Source organism: Polaromonas sp. P1_E1_2, assembly GCF_056406035.1.
On the sequence record NZ_JBFUAZ010000034.1, the window covers coordinates 1 to 15,008 of the forward strand.

General features: G+C 63.4%; 15 protein-coding genes and 1 pseudogene. 8 read left to right on the top strand and 8 right to left on the bottom strand.

Going from position 1 to position 15,008, the window contains the following annotated elements; genetic code table 11:
* Both AC1D1P_RS03655 and AC1D1P_RS03660 read right to left on the bottom strand, forming a co-directional pair.
* Nucleotides 1-156: pseudogene (locus AC1D1P_RS03655) on the bottom strand (ABC transporter ATP-binding protein); the annotation flags it as partial.
* A gap of 76 nt (nucleotides 157-232) precedes the next feature.
* Entirely contained in the window at nucleotides 233-1,165 is a 933-nt protein-coding gene (locus tag AC1D1P_RS03660) for a LysR family transcriptional regulator (RefSeq protein WP_477672108.1), read from the bottom strand.
* A gap of 69 nt (nucleotides 1,166-1,234) precedes the next feature.
* Between AC1D1P_RS03660 and xdhA the strand changes: the two genes are divergently transcribed.
* Nucleotides 1,235-2,707 (top strand): xanthine dehydrogenase small subunit, encoded by a 1,473-nt coding sequence (gene xdhA, locus AC1D1P_RS03665; RefSeq protein ID WP_477672109.1) that lies wholly within the window; start codon nucleotides 1,235-1,237, stop codon nucleotides 2,705-2,707.
* A complete protein-coding gene (xdhB, locus tag AC1D1P_RS03670) occupies nucleotides 2,704-5,115 on the top strand; it encodes a xanthine dehydrogenase molybdopterin binding subunit (protein ID WP_477672110.1) in 2,412 nt (803 codons plus the stop codon). Before xdhA ends, xdhB begins: the two co-directional genes overlap by 4 nt.
* A 12-nt stretch (nucleotides 5,116-5,127) precedes the next feature.
* Here xdhB and AC1D1P_RS03675 read toward each other — a convergent pair whose 3' ends face one another.
* The gene (locus tag AC1D1P_RS03675) at nucleotides 5,128-5,466 is read right to left on the bottom strand and encodes an antibiotic biosynthesis monooxygenase (RefSeq protein ID WP_477665506.1); all 339 of its coding nucleotides are present in this window, start codon (nucleotides 5,464-5,466) and stop codon (nucleotides 5,128-5,130) included.
* 101 nt (nucleotides 5,467-5,567) lie between these two features.
* Here AC1D1P_RS03675 and soxR point away from each other — a divergent pair, with 101 nt between their 5' ends.
* Entirely contained in the window at nucleotides 5,568-6,044 is a 477-nt protein-coding gene (gene soxR / locus AC1D1P_RS03680; RefSeq protein WP_477672111.1) for a redox-sensitive transcriptional activator SoxR, read from the top strand.
* Here the strand turns inward: soxR and AC1D1P_RS03685 are convergent.
* Nucleotides 6,041-7,303 carry an Nramp family divalent metal transporter gene (locus AC1D1P_RS03685; protein ID WP_477647846.1) on the bottom strand — a complete coding sequence of 421 codons (1,263 nt, stop codon included), beginning with the start codon at nucleotides 7,301-7,303 and terminating at the stop codon, nucleotides 6,041-6,043. The genes soxR and AC1D1P_RS03685 overlap by 4 nt on opposite strands.
* A 397-nt stretch (nucleotides 7,304-7,700) precedes the next feature.
* Between AC1D1P_RS03685 and AC1D1P_RS03690 the strand changes: the two genes are divergently transcribed.
* From AC1D1P_RS03690 to AC1D1P_RS03710, 5 genes are read left to right on the top strand one after another with little or no spacing between them, the layout of a single operon-like run.
* On the top strand, nucleotides 7,701-9,365 hold the full coding sequence (locus AC1D1P_RS03690) for a cbb3-type cytochrome c oxidase subunit I (RefSeq protein ID WP_477672112.1): 1,665 nt from the start codon (nucleotides 7,701-7,703) through the stop codon (nucleotides 9,363-9,365).
* Nucleotides 9,355-9,957, top strand: coding sequence for a cbb3-type cytochrome c oxidase subunit II (locus AC1D1P_RS03695; protein WP_477668129.1), 603 nt, complete (start codon nucleotides 9,355-9,357; stop codon nucleotides 9,955-9,957). The genes AC1D1P_RS03690 and AC1D1P_RS03695 overlap by 11 nt, the downstream gene beginning before the upstream one ends.
* Before the next feature lie 18 nt (nucleotides 9,958-9,975).
* Complete coding sequence (locus AC1D1P_RS03700) at nucleotides 9,976-10,575, top strand: c-type cytochrome (protein WP_477672113.1); 600 nt, start codon at nucleotides 9,976-9,978, stop codon at nucleotides 10,573-10,575.
* Between the two features lie 8 nt (nucleotides 10,576-10,583).
* Nucleotides 10,584-11,207, top strand: a complete 624-nt coding sequence (locus AC1D1P_RS03705; RefSeq protein ID WP_477672114.1) for an SCO family protein — start codon at nucleotides 10,584-10,586, stop codon at nucleotides 11,205-11,207.
* Nucleotides 11,204-11,830 (top strand): hypothetical protein, encoded by a 627-nt coding sequence (locus tag AC1D1P_RS03710; protein WP_477672115.1) that lies wholly within the window; start codon nucleotides 11,204-11,206, stop codon nucleotides 11,828-11,830. The genes AC1D1P_RS03705 and AC1D1P_RS03710 overlap by 4 nt, the downstream gene beginning before the upstream one ends.
* A gap of 26 nt (nucleotides 11,831-11,856) precedes the next feature.
* On the opposite strand, the gene AC1D1P_RS03715 is transcribed toward AC1D1P_RS03710, so the two are convergent.
* The 4 genes from AC1D1P_RS03715 to AC1D1P_RS03730 all read right to left on the bottom strand — a co-directional run.
* On the bottom strand, nucleotides 11,857-12,801 hold the full coding sequence (locus AC1D1P_RS03715) for a hypothetical protein (RefSeq protein WP_477672116.1): 945 nt from the start codon (nucleotides 12,799-12,801) through the stop codon (nucleotides 11,857-11,859).
* Nucleotides 12,802-12,921: 120 nt separating this feature from the next.
* The gene (gene rtcA, locus AC1D1P_RS03720) at nucleotides 12,922-13,980 is read right to left on the bottom strand and encodes an RNA 3'-terminal phosphate cyclase (RefSeq protein WP_477672118.1); all 1,059 of its coding nucleotides are present in this window, start codon (nucleotides 13,978-13,980) and stop codon (nucleotides 12,922-12,924) included.
* 10 nt (nucleotides 13,981-13,990) lie between these two features.
* Nucleotides 13,991-14,386 (bottom strand): zinc-ribbon domain containing protein, encoded by a 396-nt coding sequence (locus AC1D1P_RS03725; protein WP_477668134.1) that lies wholly within the window; start codon nucleotides 14,384-14,386, stop codon nucleotides 13,991-13,993.
* A 30-nt stretch (nucleotides 14,387-14,416) separates the two neighbouring features.
* On the bottom strand, nucleotides 14,417-15,008 hold a 592-nt coding region (locus AC1D1P_RS03730; RefSeq protein WP_477672117.1), incomplete at its 5' end, for a hypothetical protein.

The window sequence follows — 15,008 nt, forward strand, 5'->3', positions numbered from 1 at the left end:
GTTTTCACCCAGCACGGCGTGAATTTCACCGGGCTGCACCACCAGCGAAATGCCGCTGTTGGCCACCACGCCGGGGTAGCTTTTGGTGATGCCGGAAAGCTGCAGCCGCGGCGGCTGGCCGGGCGGGCTGTCAGTCTGGGGCGGGGCTGCGGTCATTGTCTCTGGGTATCCGGTTTTGTCTTCGGTTTATAGGTAATTCTGGCTGCAGCCCATACAGGACGGACGCAAGCAGCTATTCTTTTCGTAGCGTCGAGGCCACAGACTTGACACGCTCGCGCAGCCACCGGGCCGAGTTGGAGGCGTGTGTGCGTTCGTGCCAGAGCTGGTAATACATCATGCGGGGAAAGGCGATCGGGGTAGGCAGTATTTTCACCGGCAACAGGCTGGCAAAGCGTTCGCAGTACTGGCGCCCGGTGGTCATCACCAGCAAGCTTGATGCCACCATGGACGGCATGAGACTGAAGTGCGGGCAGCGCACCGTGATGTTGCGCACCATGCCCAGGGTGTCGAGGTGCTCGTCGATCACGCCCTTGGCGCCCGGGTGCGTGGCGGTGGGGGCGATGTGTTCGGCTTCCAGCCAGGTCGCGGCATCCCAGCCGCGGCGCACGGCCGGGTGGTCTTTGGCGACCAGGCACACCACTTCGTCGCCAAAAAGGCGCGCCATGTGCAGGTCGTCGGGCGGCGCGGCCCAGTTGCCTATGACGATGTCGGCCTGGCCTTGCGCCAGGTGCATGCGGTAGTCGGATTCAGCGGACAGTGGGTGGATTTCAATATGGCAGAGCGGCGCCTGGGATTTGATCTGCGCCACCAGTTGCGGCAGGAAAGACGGGTCCAGGTAGTCGCTGGCTGCCAGGCGAAAGGTAGTTTCTGCCGTGGCCGGATCAAACCCGCGCGCATCGCTGAACAGCATGCCGGCCGCGCGCAAAATGCTGGCCGAGGGCTCGATCATGCGCAGGCCCGCATCCGTAGGCACCATGCCGGCGCCGGACCGCACCAGGATAGGGTCACCCGCCAGCGTGCGCAGGCGCTTGAGCGCCGCGCTGACGGCGGGCTGGTACATGCCCAGGCGGAGGGCGGCGCGTGATACGCTGCGTTCGGTAAGCACGGTATTCAAGACCCTGATGAGATGGAGGTCTATCTTGTCGAAAAGCGCCTGGTCTTTCATACCTTTTCACCCATGCGGTTGATATGCACTTTTGTATGCTGGCCGCGGCATGACTGTTTAACCTGAAGCATGGCTGTCCCATCTTTTTCCAGACCCATCCGCTTCGTCAGGCGGGGTGAAGTTGTTTCCGTCAGCAATGTACCACCCAGCCGCACCCTGCTGGAGCTGCTGCGCGAGGACCTGGCCTGCACCGGCACCAAGGAGGGCTGCGGCGAAGGTGACTGCGGCGCCTGCACCGTGGTACTGGGCGAGGCGGCCGGCGGCAAGCTTGAATACCGTGCCATCAACAGCTGCATTCGTCTTGCGCACTCCATCGACGGCATGGCACTCTGGACGGTAGAGGATATTGCAGAGGATGACGCCTTGCACCCCGCCCAGCAAGCCATGGTGGACAAGCACGGCTCCCAATGCGGCTTCTGCACACCCGGCTTTGTGATGAGCCTGTTCGGCATGTACCAAAACCACGTCTGCAAGGGCGAGCCCGTCACGCGGGAGCTGGCGCAGGAAGAACTCTCCGGCAACCTCTGCCGCTGCACCGGCTACCGGCCCATCCTGGAGGCCGCGCAGACCATGGGCAGCCTGCCTCCCGTGAGGATCGACGAAGCCGGTTTGCTACAAAAACTGGAGCTGCTTGCGCCCGCCCCTATTGGGCTGCAGGCCGATTTGGCTTACAAGTCGCCGCGAACACTGAAAGCCCTGTTGCAGGCCCGCGCCGCCCACCCCGGCGCCCAGCTGGTGGCCGGCTGCACCGACGTGGGCTTGTGGGTGACCAAGCAGCACATGCAGTTCGGGGAAGTGCTGGATGTCACCAAAGTGCGGGAGCTGCGCCGCATCGAAGACTACCCGCATCACATCGCCATCGGCGCTGCCGTGACACTGGCCGACGCCTATGCGGCGCTGGTGAAAGACCGGCCGCAGTTGCACAACTTCGCCGCCCGCTTTGCCGGGCTGCCGGTGCGCAATTCCGGCACGCTGGGCGGCAACATCGCCAACGGCTCGCCGATTGGCGACTCCATGCCCTTGCTGATTGCACTCGGTGCAAACATCGTCCTGATGAGCCTGCGCGGCCACCGCGAAATGCCGGTGGAAGCGCTTTACACCGGCTACCGCAAGAATGTGATGGCGCCCGACGAAGTGCTGGCCTGGGTCAAGGTACCCAAGGCACAGCCCCGGGAGGCGATGAAGGTTTACAAAATCTCCAAGCGCTACGACGACGACATTTCCGCCGTCTGCCTGGCAATCAACCTGCAGATTGAAAACAACACCGTTATCACTGCTTCCATCGGTGCGGGCGGCGTCGCCGCCACGCCGGTGCGTGCCATCCAGACCGAGGCGGCGCTGACAGGGAAGCCCTGGACGCAGACCACTGTGCAGCACGCCATCGCTACGTTTCGCGCCGAATTCTCACCCATCTCGGACATGCGCGCCTCCGCGGCCTACCGCAGCCAGGTGCTGGGTAACCTGCTCCAGCGCTACTGGCTGGAAAGCCAAGGCCTGCAGCAGATCAACCTGGCCAGCTTCCGGCTGGAGGAAGCCACATGAACGCCGCGAAAGATGTTTCCGTCAGCCGGGATGCGGTGGCCGACCCGGACGTGCGCGCAGCCAATGCCCGCGCTGGCGATATGCCCCCCGCAGACCTGGCGGAAAAAACGTCGCTGACCCAAAAACCTGCAGGCACGCAGGCGGCTGGCCGCTCCACACCCCATGAAAGCGCCCGCGCGCAAGTCGCTGGCGCCGCCACCTATGTCGACGACATTCCGGAAGTGCGCGGCACGCTGCATGCCGCGCCCATTTTGTCGACCGTGGCACACGGAAAGCTGCGGGGCATTGACACCGCCGCAGCGCTGGCGATGCCGGGCGTGCGCGATGTGATCCTGGCACGCGACATTCCGGGCGACCCGGTGCTGGGCAATTTCTCGCACGACGAACCGGTGTTTGCGCAGGGCACCGTGCAGCACATCGGCCAGGTGATCGGCGTGGTAGTGGCCCACACCGTCATGCAGGCCCGCCGCGCCGCGCGCAAGGTGGTGTGCAACATCGAACCCCTGCCCGCCCTGCTGACCGTGCACGACGCGCTCAAGGCCGAAAGTTATGTGCTGCCGCCGGTCTTCGTGAAACGCGGCGATGCGGCCAGCGCCTTGAATAAGGCCGCGCACACACTGCACGGCACACTCGAAGTGGGCGGCCAGGAGCATTTCTACCTCGAAGGCCAGGTTGCCTACGTGGTGCCGCAGGAACAGCAGCAATGGCTGGTTTACTCGAGCACCCAGCACCCCGGCGAGATCCAGCATTGGGTGTCGCATGCACTGGGCATCGCCAACCACGCAGTGCGCGTCGAATGCCGGCGCATGGGCGGCGGCTTTGGCGGCAAGGAAACGCAGTCGGGCCAGATGGCCGTCTGGGCCGCCATTGCTGCCCACAAACTGCATTGCCCCGTCAAGCTGCGGCTGGACCGCGACGACGACTTCATGGTCACCGGCAAGCGCCACCCGTTTGCGTATGAATACGACGTGGGCTTTGACGGCACCGGCCGGCTCAGCGGTCTCAAGCTCATGATGGCGGTGAACTGCGGCTTCAGCGCCGACCTGTCGGGCCCGGTGGCCGACCGCGCGGTCTTCCACGCCGACAACGCCTACTTTCTGGAAGACGTGGAGATCGCGTCTTACCGCTGCAAGACCAACACGCAAAGCAACACCGCCTTCCGCGGCTTTGGCGGGCCGCAAGGCATGATCGTGATTGAAGCCATCATGGGCGACATCGCGCGTACGCTGGGCCTGGACCCGTTGGCTGTGCGAAAACGCAACCTCTACGGCATCGGCGAGCGCGATGTGACGCACTACCAGATGAAGGTCGAGGACAACATCCTCGCCCCGCTGCTATCAAAACTGGAGCTGTCCGCGCTTTATTCACAACGCCGCCAGGCCATTTCCGCCTGGAATGCCCAAAGTCCGGTCATCAAGCGCGGCATCGCCATCACGCCCGTCAAGTTCGGCATTTCGTTTACCGCCACCCTCTTCAACCAGGCCGGCGCGCTGGTGCATGTGTACACCGACGGCAGCGTGCAGGTGAACCACGGCGGCACCGAAATGGGCCAGGGGCTGAACACCAAAGTCGCCCAGATCGTGGCCGATGAACTGGGCGTGCCCTTCGACCAGGTGCTGGCCACAGCCAGCGACACCAGCAAGATTCCGAATGCGTCAGCCACCGCCGCCTCAGCCGGCACCGACCTGAACGCGCGCGCCGCGCAATACGCCGCCCGCAATGTGCGCGACAACCTGGCGCAATTTGTTGCCGGCCTGGACCGCTGCGGTGCGGGTGCGGTGCAGTTTGAAGGCGGCGAGGTCATCACACCCGCAGGCGCGCGGCCCTTCACCGAGGTGGTGAAGCTGGCGTATGCCAACCGCATCCAGCTCTGGAGCGACGGTTTTTACCGCACGCCGAAAATCCACTACGACAAGGCCACGTTGACCGGCCGGCCGTTTTATTACTTCGCTTACGGCGCGGCCTGCACCGAAGTCGCCATCGACACCCTGACGGGCGAAAGCCGCGTGCTGAAAGTCGACATCCTGCATGACGTGGGTACCAGCATCAACCCCGCTATCGACATCGGTCAGATCGAAGGCGGTTTTGTGCAAGGTATGGGCTGGCTCACGACCGAGCAGTTGGTGTGGAACGACAAGGGCCTCTTGACCACGCACGCACCCAGCACCTACAAGATTCCGGCCACCGGGGATGTGCCCGAGCACCTCAAAGTTGACCTGTGGCCCGAGCCCAACCGCGAAGACAACGTCTTCGGCAGCAAGGCCGTGGGCGAGCCGCCGCTGATGCTGGCGATCAGTGTGTACGAGGCTTTGCGCGATGCGATTGCTTCAGCGCGTCCTGGACGGGCCGTTGTGCTGGAAGCGCCGGCCACGCCGGAGAACGTACTCGAGGCGCTGGGCAGGCCTTGAATCACACGGCGTTCAAGCCTCGCGGTACATCCCCGAGTCGCCGCGCACGCCCAGCTTCTTCCTGAACGCCTGGATGTCAAAGCCCTCGCTGGCGAGCTGCTTTTGCATGACGGTCTGGGCGGCGGCCACCGCATCGGCATTGGCCCACTCGACCACGGTCACCACATCGAACTCGCTGCTGTCACCCGTCTGGGTCAGCACATGTTTTTGCAGGCAGCCGGGCTGCTCGCCCAGCATGCGCTGGACCTGGTGAATGCGCTCGACAAAAGCGGAGATTGATTGCGAGGGCACGACGAATTTGTCGACGCGGAACACGGAGGCGGAAGCGGGGCTTGATAAATCGCTGGACATGAAAACAACTCCTTTGAAATAAGCGGGCCGGATTGGCCTGCAAAATGAGGAGTCTGAAACCTGAAGTAAAGTTGAGGTCAAGCATTTTTTCAAGGAAATCCATGGGYACGGAACTGGAACAGGYCGGCATYTTCCCCACRCTCWCGGTCGGCGACATGGCGCGCCGCAGCGGCGTGGCGGTGTCCACCCTGCACTTTTATGAGAAAAAAGGGTTGATCAGCAGCAACCGCACCGGGGGCAACCAGCGCCGCTACGCGCGTGAAATGCTGCGGCGCGTAGCCTTTGTGCGCGTCGCGCAGCGGGTGGGCATCGCGCTGGCGGACATCGAAGCCGCGTTGGCCACCCTGCCCGCGAAAGCAGCGCCCAGCCGCGCGGACTGGGCCCGACTGTCGGCCGCCTGGCGCGCCGACCTCGATGAGCGCATGGCCCAGCTCAAGAAACTGCGCGACACGCTGGACGACTGCATAGGTTGCGGCTGCCTGTCGATTGACAAATGCCGGCTGCGCAACCCTTATGACCAGCTGGCCGGGCAGGGCGCGGGGCCGCAGCGTTTGTGGGTTCGTCGCCGGGGAGACTAGAACAAGGGGCGGATCAAATCCAGCAACATCATCGCCACAGCAAAGCCCATCACCACCACACCGCCCCAGCCAAACCAGGTGGTCTTGAAACCGGAGGTGAAATTGCCCATTACCGATTTCCGGCCGGCCAGCAGCATCAGGCCCGCCATGATGGGCACGGCCACCACGCCGTTGATCACGGCACTCCAGTAGAGCGCCTTCATCGGGTCTATGCTGGTGAAGTCCATGCCGGTGCCCACCACGGTGGCGATGACGATGATGGCGTAAAAGCGCTTGGCTTCGTACCAGTGGCGCTCCAGGCCCTCGGGCCAGCCGAAGGCTTCGGCCACCGCATAGGCGGCCGATGAGGCCAGCACCGGCACGGCCAGCAAACCGGTGGCGATGATGCCGCCGGCAAACAGCGCGAAGGCAAAATCGCCGGCCAGCGGCCGCAGCGCCTGCGCCGCCTGCGCGGCTGATGTCACATCATGGATACCGGCCGCATACAGCACCGCACCGCCCAGCACCATGATGAAGAAGGCGATGGCGTTCGAGAAAAACATGCCGATGTAGGTGTCGCGCTTGACGCGGCGCAGGTCGCGGCGGATCTTCTTTTCGGCGCCCAGTACCCCGCCCTTCAGGCGCAGCTCTTCCACCTCCTGCGAGGCCTGCCAGAAAAACAGGTAAGGCGAAATCGTGGTGCCCAGCAACGCGACGATCATCATCCAGTAGCCCGAGGTCCATTGCAGTTTGGGAACGACCAGGTCATGCAGCACCTGGGCCCACTGCACCTGCACCAGGAACACGGCGATGACATAGGCAAAGAGAAAGAGCGTGAGCCATTTCAAAATGGGTGCGAGCTTGCGGTAAGGCACAAACACCTGTAGCAGCACGGTGATGATGCCGAAGGCCACTGCATGAAAGTGGTCGCCGCCGCCCACCGCCAGCTGCAGCGCCTCGCCCATCGCGGCAATGTCGGCGGCAATGTTGATGGTGTTGGCAATCACCAGCAAAAACACCATGCTCATCAGGAAGGCACGTGGCGTGTGCTCGCGCAGGTTGGCCGCCACACCCTTGCCGGTGACGCGACCTATGCGGGCGCTCACCAGCTGGATGGCGATCATGAAAGGCAGCGACAAAAACACCGTCCAGAGCAGGCCGGTGCCGAACTGCGCCCCCGCCTGCGTGTAGGTAGCGATGCCGGAAGGGTCGTCATCGGCAGCGCCGGTGACAACGCCTGGGCCGACATGGCGCAGGAAAGAGGGGATGCGGTTCAACATGGCCGCGAGGCTAACACGGCTTGATGAGGCCTGGCTTAAGCTATATCAATACATTGATTCAGGCTGCAGGCCAATTCAGACGGGCGCAAACAGCTACAAAATCAATAGCAGACGCCGAACCGCGGGCGGCCGAGCAGACGGACTGCAGACAAAGGCGTAGGATGACTCATCTGCGGCAAGCTCCCGCGGCCCATCGCGACTCAGGACGCCAGAGGACCTTCGCGCAAGCGCAGGTTTCCCTCCATACCGGAGAAATCATGACCACTGCATCACGCATGAGCGTTCAGGCTTCACAGCCCTCACGGCGCGCGGCGCCTCCACCCGGCCTTGCCGGGGGGTGGTGCAAGGGCAATCGATATGGCCCCGCACCTGCCTTGTCCGCTGGAGGAACCGCGTGATGGACAGCGCCGCCCTCAGCCTTCTGGGCGCCTTCCTGTTGTCCATCATCGGACTCTTTGTCTTTATCTGGTCGCTGCGCAAAGGACTACTGGTAGAAAACCCTGTCGCGGCTTCCGTCATCTTCGCGCACGGCGAGATCGGCCAGGTCGACGACCCCGCGCTACAGGACGTGGCACAGGCGTCGATGCAGAAGGCCGTGAAGGAAGGCGGCATCAAGACCCACGCCGCCGATGCCGCCGAGCTGCTGGACCGCATCACGTCCGACCGCTCTACCGCGTTTCCGGTGTTCATGTTCATCACCTTTGCCTGCCTGTGGCTCATCGTGGGCTCGATGGCGGGGCTGGTGTCGTCCATCAAGCTGCATGAGCCCGACTGGCTTACCGACTATGCCTGGTTGACCTTCGGCCGCATACGCACGGTGCACCTGACCGGCGTGCTCTACGGCTGGATCACCAATGCCGCGCTGGGAATGATCGTGTGGCTGCTGCCGCGGCTGCTGCGCACCCGGCTCTACGGCGCCATCTGGGTCATGCTGGGCGGGGCGCTCATCAACATGGGCATCGCAGGGGGCATAGGCGCCATCGCGACCGGCTGGAACGACGGCATGGAATACCTGGAAATTCCATGGCAGATCGCGATCTTCATGTTCGCCGGCTTTGCCCTTGTCATCCTGCCGGTGCTGTTCACGCTGGTCAACCGCAAGGTCTCGCACCTGTACGTCAGCGTCTGGTACATGACGGCGGCGCTGCTGTGGATTGCCCTGCTTTTCCTGGTCGGCAAGATGCCCGGCGTGCACACCGGCGTGCAGCAGGCCACCACCAACTGGTGGTACGGGCACAACGTGCTGGGCCTGTGGTTCACGCCGGTGAGCGTGGGTGCCATCTATTACTTCCTGCCCAAAATCATCGGCCGGCCGATACGCTCCTACAACCTCTCGCTGCTGGGCTTCTGGACGCTGGCATTTTTCTACGGGCAGGTCGGCGGCCACCACCTCATCGGTGGCCCGGTGCCCGGCTGGCTCATCACGCTGTCGATCGTGCAGAGCGTCATGATGGTGATCCCCGTGATCGCCTTCAGCATCAACATGGGCGCCACGCTGCAGGGGCGCATGCACCTGGCGCGTTATTCGCCAACGCTGCGCTTCATGATGTTCGGCGGGCTGATGTACCTCGCCTCATCGCTGCAGGGCTCGCTGGAGGCGCTGCGCAGCGTCAACCAGATCACCCACTTCACCCATTTCACGGTGGCTCATGCGCACCTGGGCGCCTATGCCTTTGTCACCATGGTGCTGTTCGGCGCCATCTACTTCATGATGCCCCGCGTGCTGAACTGGGAGTGGCCCTACCCGAAACTGATCACCCTGCATTTCTGGCTGGCGGCCGTCGGGGTGACGATATATTTTGTCGGGCTCACCATCGGCGGCTGGCTTCAAGGTGTGGCGATGCTGGATGCCGCCCAGCCCTTCATGGCTTCCGTCGAGCTGACCCTGCCCTACCTGAAATGGCGATCCGTGGGTGGCGGCCTGATGGTACTCAGCCACCTGGTGTTCGTCGGCCATTTCCTGACCATGGCGCTTCGTTTCGGGCCGGGCCGCGCGGGCGCCGCCCTCTTCTGGCCCAACGACGCACGCAGCGCTGAAATGGGAGCCGCTCATGGAAAATGAAGTCAAGCTGGCATCGGGCGCCATGGTGGCCCTGGGCATCGCCACGGCAGCGCTGGTGGTGATGCCCTACATGCAGGTGCGCGACATCAAGCCGCCGCCGGAGCTGAAAAACTACACCAGTGCCCAACTCCGCGGGCGCGAGGTCTACATCGCCAATGGCTGCGTGTATTGCCACAGCCAGCAGCCGCGTGACCGGAACTTCGGCCCCGATGCCGAACGCGGCTGGGGCCGGGCCTCGGTGCCGGGCGATTATTTCTATGACAAGCCGCACCTGCTGGGCAGCATGCGCACCGGGCCGGACCTCTTCAACATCGGGGCGCGCCAGCCGAGCAAGGACTGGCACCTGGGCCACCTGTACCAGCCGCGCGCCTATGTGCCCGGCTCCATCATGCCGTCCTACCCATATCTCTTCACGGTAAAGGACGCGAAAGACGCCGAAAGCGAGGGTGAGCAACCGCTGGCGCTGCCACCCGCCTATGGGCCGAACATCGGCCAGGTGGTCGTGCCTTCGCCCCAGGCGCTGGACCTGGTCAAGTACCTGCAGGGCCTGAACCACACCTACCCGGTGCTGCCACCCGCCCCCAAGCCCTGAGCCACACAAGGTCATCCCATGTTGAACGACAAGACATCTGAAAGCCGGGCCCAGGAGCGGGAACAGGCGGAGCCCTCTGAAAAAAGCCAGCCCATCCCGCTGATCTTCCTGGTCGGGGCATTGGCCCTGGTGCTATGGGGCGCGGGCTACATCGTGCTGTCCGGCTCCTTCGGCCGCGCCGACCTGGGGGACAAGCGCACCCTGGCGGATCTCTCGGGGCCCGCGCCAGGCGCTGCGGCCAACGGCAAACAGCTGTTCACCGCCAACTGCGTGGCCTGCCACCAGGCCACCGGCAAAGGGCTGCCCGGCGTGTTTCCACCGCTGGACGGCTCCGAATGGGTCACCGGCGACGAGCGCACCGTGGCCAACATCCTGCTGCATGGCGTCACGGGCGAAATCACCGTCATGGGCAATACCTTCAAGGGCGCCATGCCGGCGTTCGGGCAGCTCAGCGATGCCGAACTGGCCGCGGTGGCGAGCTACATCCGCGCCGAATGGTCCAACAAGGCGGGAGCCATCAAGCCCGAGCTGTTCGAGGCCGAACGCAAGGCCGGCACGCGAACCGCACCGTTCAACGGCGGCGCCGAGCTCAAGGCGCTGACGGCCAAAGCCTCCTGAGCCCTTCGATGTTTCGCACCGCCTTTCTGAGCGCCATGCTGGCCCTGGCAGGCTATAGCGCCGCCACGTGGCTGACGCACGACTTCCAGGTCTGGACCGCCGAGGGCGCCCGCCGACTCGAAGTTGCGCTGCGACCTGTCGCAACTCCCGCAGTCAGCGTCGACGGGCCCGGCATCGCCCCTCAAACGCTATCGCAGCGGCTCGCCGACGGGCAGTCCGTCACGCTGGTGGATTTCGTCTATACACGTTGCCAGACCGTCTGCCTGGCGATGGGCAGCAGCTTCCAGCAAATGCAGCGAATCTTGCAGGAGCGCAGCAGCCACGTGAAACTGCTGTCGATCAGCTTCGACGGCAGTTACGACAGCCCTGGCGTGCTGCAAACTTATGCAGCGCGATTGAGCGCCGACCCGGCGTTATGGCGCTTTGTGCGCGTGCAGAACCCGCGGGACACCCAGCGCCTGCTGGCGGATTTCCAGGTCGTGGTGGTCCCTGACGGCCGCGGCGATTTTGAACACAACGCGGCGCTGCTGGTCATCGACCAGAAAGGCCGGCTGGTTCGCATTTTTGACTACGCGGAACAACAGCTCGCGCTCGACTATGCGCAGCACCTTGCGCAGGCGGCCTCACCATGAAGAGGCTGGCGCATCCCTCGCGCGGCACCCTGGCGGTTATGGCCGTCGCCCTGCTGTGCCTGCTGGCCTTGCCCGGCCTGCGGCATGGGCTGGAAGCCAGCATGACCCTTCACATGCTGGTGCAGTATCCCCTGCTGGCGCTCGCCGGCTATCTGCTCGCCGCAGCACTGCCGGGGCGCTGGCTGGCTCGCCTGGGGCTCTGGAATGCCCACGGCATCAGCGGTTTGTTCGCGGCCGCGATGATGCTCGCGATCATGATGATTCCCCGCGTACTGGACCTGGCGCTGGTGGACAGCCGCATCGAAATACTGAAAAGCCTGGCCCTGCTGGCCTGCGGCGCCGCCGTGCGCTTGTCCTGGCACGCGGCGGGCCTGCTGGTGCAGGGTTTCTTTCTGGGCAATGTGCTGCCGATGATGGCAGTCGTGGGCAACCTGTATGAAACTTCGCCGGTACGCGTCTGCAACGCCTACCTGCTGGACGACCAGGCCCGGCTGGGGCAGATGCTGGTCTGGATTGCAGCGGCGATTGCCGCTGCATGGTTCGCCTGGCTGGTCCGTGCCTTGATGCAAAGAGACGCTGCCATGCTGCCTGACGATGCAGCAACGAAACCCACGGCACGCTGACACCACTCATGCCGCCGGGGTGCCACTCACATGGCAAGGTTCAGATCCACCTCCAGGCCTGCCCGCTTCATCTCACGTGCCAGCAGCAGCCGCCACAGGCCTGCCTCATCGACCGAAATGCTTGTGGCGCCCTTCAGGACATCCGGCAAGGCGTCGTCTTGGGACAGCAGGCAGGCAATGCGGTTGCGGCCGAGCGCGGCCAGCATGAATCCAATGGCCAGCATGGCCGCAGGCGCATCGGATTTGTTGCCCGGCAGGAGCAGCAAAAACGCCACATTGCGCAGCCCCTCCAGTTGATCGATGGAGACGGCGTCGAGTATCGCCGCCTCCAGCCCCAGCTGCTCCATGAACTGGCACGCATCGCCCACGGCATCTCCGCCCAGGCCCAGGATAGCCACGCGAGAACCGGACACGGCTTGCGGTGCCGTGGCGGAAGAGAAAGGGAGATCTGTCTTGGACATGGGCATCCTCGTTGGAATGGAAGGTGAAGGTGTGGAGATCTGCTCCGGTTCCGGTGCTGGTGCTGGTGCTGGTGCTGGTGCTGGTGGGGGCGGTGACACCGGTTTCGCCTCCACAACCGGGTCCACCATCGGCGCTGCAGTGCCATCGAGGTAGTCGCTCAGCAGCTTCTTGGCCGCATTCACGCGCATGATGGCCAGATCGATCCCTTGCCTGACTTTTTGCTGGCGTTCGTCGTCCGTGAAGCGGTCGCCGAAAGTCTTGTCCAGCAGAAAATCCTGTATCGCGACGGCAAACTGCCGGTATTCGGGCGTGCCCACGCCAAAGCTGTCGGCCAGGGTGGTGTTGACTTTCTTTTGCAGGGACTCCACGCTCGAATCCCAGCCGGTTTGCGTCACCGATATTTTGAAGGCCCGCAGAATCTTGATCTGCCGATTGACCTTTTCGATCGCGTTCTCGATCTGGGCTTTATCGGGGGCGCCGGATGGTAGTGTATTTTTGCCGTTGGACATGCAGGTTCCTCATGCGACCAGCCCATACTGTAAGGCTTCTCTGGCCCCGGACTCAACACCAGCAATGCACGGCACCTTTTCACATCGGCATGCATCGGCCAGGAATGACCCGGCCATTCATTACACCTGCAGCGAAATCACCGTTCCGCCACCGCATGGCTCGCACGAGAACTTCACAGGCAGGAAGGCTTCGATGGTCCGCGCATTGGTGCGGGTGTGCTCGGTCAGCTCCGTCGCCCAATAGCGACCCATCCGACCCTGCAGGCCCGCCAGTGCCATGGGAATCATCAGCTGGTCTGCCAGGTGCGGGCCTACCGGCGCCTCGTGGGCCTGGTAGGCCTTCACCTCCTGCAGCACGCGGCGGGCGACCTGCTCGGCACTCACGCTCTTTTCGCCATAGGCCGCAAAGACCTCGGTGATGTGCTCATAGCGCAGGACGGCCAACAGCGCGTTGCCCGGCCCTTCGTTGCTGCGCAGCCCGCGGTCGCGCAGGCAGCCTTCTTCCCAACCCAGCCCCTTGCGCAGCACGTCCAGCTCACGTTCCGCCACGCCTCTGGGCAGGCCAGCGTGCAGGCATTCGGCATAAGCCTCCAGCAACGCGCCGCGCTCCATGAGGTGAATGGCCGAAAAGCCCTGCGTGGGCGGATTCAGGCGCACGCGCGCCTCCCCGCCTCCCGCCGGGTAAAAACCGTGGCGGCGCAACTCAATGTCAAACAGGGCCTCTCCATTGCCGGCGAAACAAGGTGCCAGCAGCGACAGGAAGGAACACGACGGCGCCATCGGGTTGTGCGTCCCACCGCTGAGATGCAGCGTGGAGGCGGCCCTGGCCTGGAGCAGCGGCCACAGCACGGTTTGCAGCACCAGCATGCAGCTGCCGGCCGAGCCGACCGCAAATTCGTAGTCGCCCGCGCGCACCTCACCTGGCGTGAACAGCAACGTGGTTTCGCCAATCTGCACCGCCTGACCGGTGGCATTGACGGCGGAAGTCTGATCGACGCCGCCGCCCACAGACACGGCCGCGTTCACGCAGGCCAGGTGCTGGCGCATCAAGCCGGGCTTGGGCCGCTTCGCACGGATGTTGTCCATGCGAAACGGCTTGCCCGTCACCAGGCTGAGCGCCAGCGCGGTGCGCAAGATCTGCCCGCCACCTTCGCCTTGCGAGCCATCCAGTTCAATTATGTTTTTAACTTCAATTTTCATTGTTCTTCTTTTCTATCTTCAAAGCCAAGCCCGCCTGGCTCACGCGCCGCGCCTCTTCCACTCGCGCACGCTCCAACAGACGGCAAGGACGGCAGCGCACCGCGCAGCTTTCAATACGACCCTTGGCGATTTCATACCACCACTTCTGCTGCTTTGCCGTCCACACCTCGTGCGCACCGCAGTCCTTGCAGACAAAGGGCGTGTCGATGTAGAACGAGGGCAACAAACTCCAGGTGGTGTTATGCGCCAGTTGCGCGTGGTCCGCCGCCACAGCGCCCAAAGGCACTGACCTGGTTGAAATAAAGGGGTTGGGTGCCCGCGCCGCGCTCAGGCGTGCCAGGCGCTTGGCCTTGATCTCCTCCCGCCTTTGCTTTCCGCTCTTCATCACACGTCCTTTTGCGGGGCTCACCCCATTTCAATCTGTTTGACTCGCCACAAGGACGGAAATGGTGTTGCGAGCCGGGTTCCAGATTGTGAGACACCAAATTCCCCACCACTCCTTGCCGGAATCAAAGTAGGTACTCCACCCACTGCGCCCTGGATTCTGATCAGGGTCACCAACCCAATCCAAAACGCATAGGTTATTTGTCCGATCCGCCCCCAGAAGCTTCAGCCACTTCACGAAATTCTCTTGAGCGTCGGAATCTGTCCAACTGGTGCCGTAAGGTGGATCACGAAAGGCGTGAAACAACGGGGGGTGGATCTCAGGCAACCCCCGCGTTGTTACAAGCGCGTCAAACTCACCGGCCAGCAGGGTCTTGCTTTTTGCACTCTGGATGTCAGCCTTTATGTCAATTTCTTGAAAGGCCATCGCCAGTGCTGCTTTGTGCAAATCCTCCGAATACCGATAGGGCTCCACCTGAAAGACGTTGAACTGAAATGCGCAACGCGCTCGGATTAGCTCGGTCCGCAATTCAGCTATCGCGGGGCTCACCAATTCCACCAGATAGCTACTCGATGTTTGACTCATATTCCTTACCCCTTCACACACACCACCTGCTTCAACG